Origin of the sequence: Collinsella aerofaciens (assembly GCF_015552075.1) — a bacterium.
Lineage (GTDB): Bacteria > Actinomycetota > Coriobacteriia > Coriobacteriales > Coriobacteriaceae > Collinsella > Collinsella aerofaciens_Y.
The window spans coordinates 1-2,139 of sequence record NZ_JADNDZ010000108.1 but is presented as its reverse complement, the minus strand read 5'-3'; the positions used below and the strand labels follow the sequence as shown (position 1 = coordinate 2,139).

The following is a 2,139-nucleotide window of genomic DNA, read 5'->3' as shown; positions in this document are numbered from 1 at the left end:
GTACATGTACGGATGAATGTGGGAGGTGTTCGGATGAAGTCGATAATCAAGGGTTGAGCTTATCGAAATGCTCGAAGTTCCATTTTCGGACTAATCAACAGAAAGCTGTGATAAACTAACTCACGCATTACGTGCCCGAGTGGCGGAATTGGCAGACGCAGTGGACTCAAAATCCACCGTTGGCAACAACGTGCGAGTTCGAGTCTCGCCTCGGGCACCATACATGCAAGTGAGCGTTCAAGGGGGTTGCGGCCCCCTTTTTCGTGCCGAACTCGCGTGAGCGCGCGAAGCGTTAAGCAAACAGGCCTGTGGCCTGTCTGTAGCGGAGCGTGGCGAGGGCGCCACGCGCCCGAAGCCCGGGGCTTCGCGAAGCGAAGGCCCTTCGAGTCTCGCCTCGGGCACCATACATGCAAGCGAGCGTTCAAGGGGGTCAAGGCCCCTTTTTCGTGTACGTAATGTGATAACGCGCTGTACGTGTTATTATTCGCAAGGCGTTGTTCCCGCAATGCCCTAAAGAGGAACCCGAGGGTTCCCACCTTTTGGCGCCAATGAGCAGCTGACTGGTCATACAACTTAGATTACCTTCCTCAAATCGAGGAAGTCTATGTGTACGACCTGGTTGCTGAGAAGCGCCGGGTTATTTTTTTATGAATGGAGGTAGGGAAAATAGCTAAGTCTGATGACACCCGCATCAACGACGAGATCACTGCATCTTCGTGCCGTTTGATTGGCGTCGATGGCTCTCAGCTCGGCCTGTTCGCCATCCGCGATGCCCAGCGCGTCGCCGACGATCAGGGTCTCGACCTGGTCGAGATCGCTCCCAACGCGGAGCCGCCGGTCTGCAAGGTCATGGACTACGGTAAGTTCAAGTACCAGCAGGCCATGAAGGCCAAGGCTGCTCGTAAGAACCAGTCCAAGGTCGAGGTCAAGGAAATGAAGTTCCGACCCAAGATCGACGTTGGCGACTACGAGACCAAGAAGGGCCACGTTCTGCGTTTCCTCAAGAAGGGCGCACGCGTTAAGATCACCATCATGTTCCGCGGCCGTGAGATGGCTCACCCGGAGCAGGGCCTTAACGTTCTCGAGCGCCTCGCCGAGGATCTCAAGCCTTACGCTACGGTCGAGTCCAAGCCCAAGATGGAAGGCCGTAACATGCTTATGCTGCTCGCCCCGATTAAGGGCGCCTTCGATGAGGATAAAGCGGCAAGCGATACTAAGTAACTAGTGTTCTGTAACCGATTAAGGAGTATTTCATGCCTAAGATGAAGTCCCACAGCGGCACCAAGAAGCGTTTCCGCAAGACTGGTACCGGCAAGCTTATGCGCGCCAAGGCTTTCAAGAGCCACATCCTGAGCAAGAAGTCCACCAAGCGTAAGCGTGGCTTCCGTCAGGAGACCGAGATTGCCGCTGCCGACCGCAAGGTCATCAAGTCGCGTCTCGCCTAAGTTCGCGTTCCCGTTTTTCGTTTTACCGTCTAGGAGTTGATAGAACATGGCACGTATTAAGCGCGCTGTTGCCGCCAAGAAGAAGCGCCGTACCGTTATGCACCGTGCGAAGGGTTACTACGGTGCCGCTTCGCGTACTTACAAGCATGCTAAAGAGCAGGTCCAGCACTCCCTGCAGTATCAGTATCGTGATCGCCGCAACAAGAAGCGCGAGATCCGTTCTCTTTGGATCACTCGTATCAACGCTGCTGCTCGCCTGAACGACATCTCTTACTCTCAGTTCATGCACGGCCTGAAGGTTGCCGGCATCGAGCTCGACCGCAAGGTCCTGGCTCAGATGGCTTACGAGGACATCGAGTCCTTCAACGAGCTGGCTACCATCGCCAAGAAGGCTCTCGAGGCCTAATAGATTCTCTTGAATCGCTAGGGGAGTGTCGCGTTGTGCGCGGCGCTCCCTCTTTTTATCTGAAGCGCTGGTTTATATAGCAAAAGCGCGGGTAGATAGACACTTACAGGTGACCGATCTTTATATATCTCTTAACCGAAGGGTCATCATCTGATACGTGCAGTATTTCTGCACCAGCCTTTCTATTACATATATAGGAAGCGATGTATTGTGTAGGACTTGTGAAGAGTGGAATTCCCGCCCCCGGGGCCCCTCCGGTCTGGCAATATATCTCCTTGCCGCGCGGCC

The 2,139-nt window shown here is 54.5% G+C and carries 4 protein-coding genes and 1 tRNA gene; 4 read left to right on the top strand and 1 reads right to left on the bottom strand.

Going from position 1 to position 2,139, the window contains the following annotated elements; translation table 11 throughout:
• Positions 1-133: 133 nt before the first annotated feature.
• The 4 genes from I2D41_RS08255 (at position 134) to rplT (ending at position 1,851) form a co-directional block, all read left to right on the top strand.
• Positions 134-220, top strand: a tRNA-Leu gene (locus tag I2D41_RS08255).
• Between the two features lie 431 nt (positions 221-651).
• Positions 652-1,221, top strand: a complete 570-nt coding sequence (gene infC / locus I2D41_RS08250; RefSeq protein ID WP_006234423.1) for a translation initiation factor IF-3 — start codon at positions 652-654, stop codon at positions 1,219-1,221.
• 32 nt (positions 1,222-1,253) lie between these two features.
• On the top strand, positions 1,254-1,445 hold the full coding sequence (rpmI, locus tag I2D41_RS08245; protein ID WP_006234422.1) for a 50S ribosomal protein L35: 192 nt from the start codon (positions 1,254-1,256) through the stop codon (positions 1,443-1,445).
• A gap of 46 nt (positions 1,446-1,491) precedes the next feature.
• Complete coding sequence (gene rplT, locus I2D41_RS08240; protein ID WP_006234421.1) at positions 1,492-1,851, top strand: 50S ribosomal protein L20; 360 nt, start codon at positions 1,492-1,494, stop codon at positions 1,849-1,851.
• Between the two features lie 103 nt (positions 1,852-1,954).
• On the opposite strand, the gene I2D41_RS10085 is transcribed toward rplT, so the two are convergent.
• A partial coding sequence (locus I2D41_RS10085) for a hypothetical protein (protein ID WP_229042284.1) occupies positions 1,955-2,139 on the bottom strand: 185 nt, incomplete at its 5' end.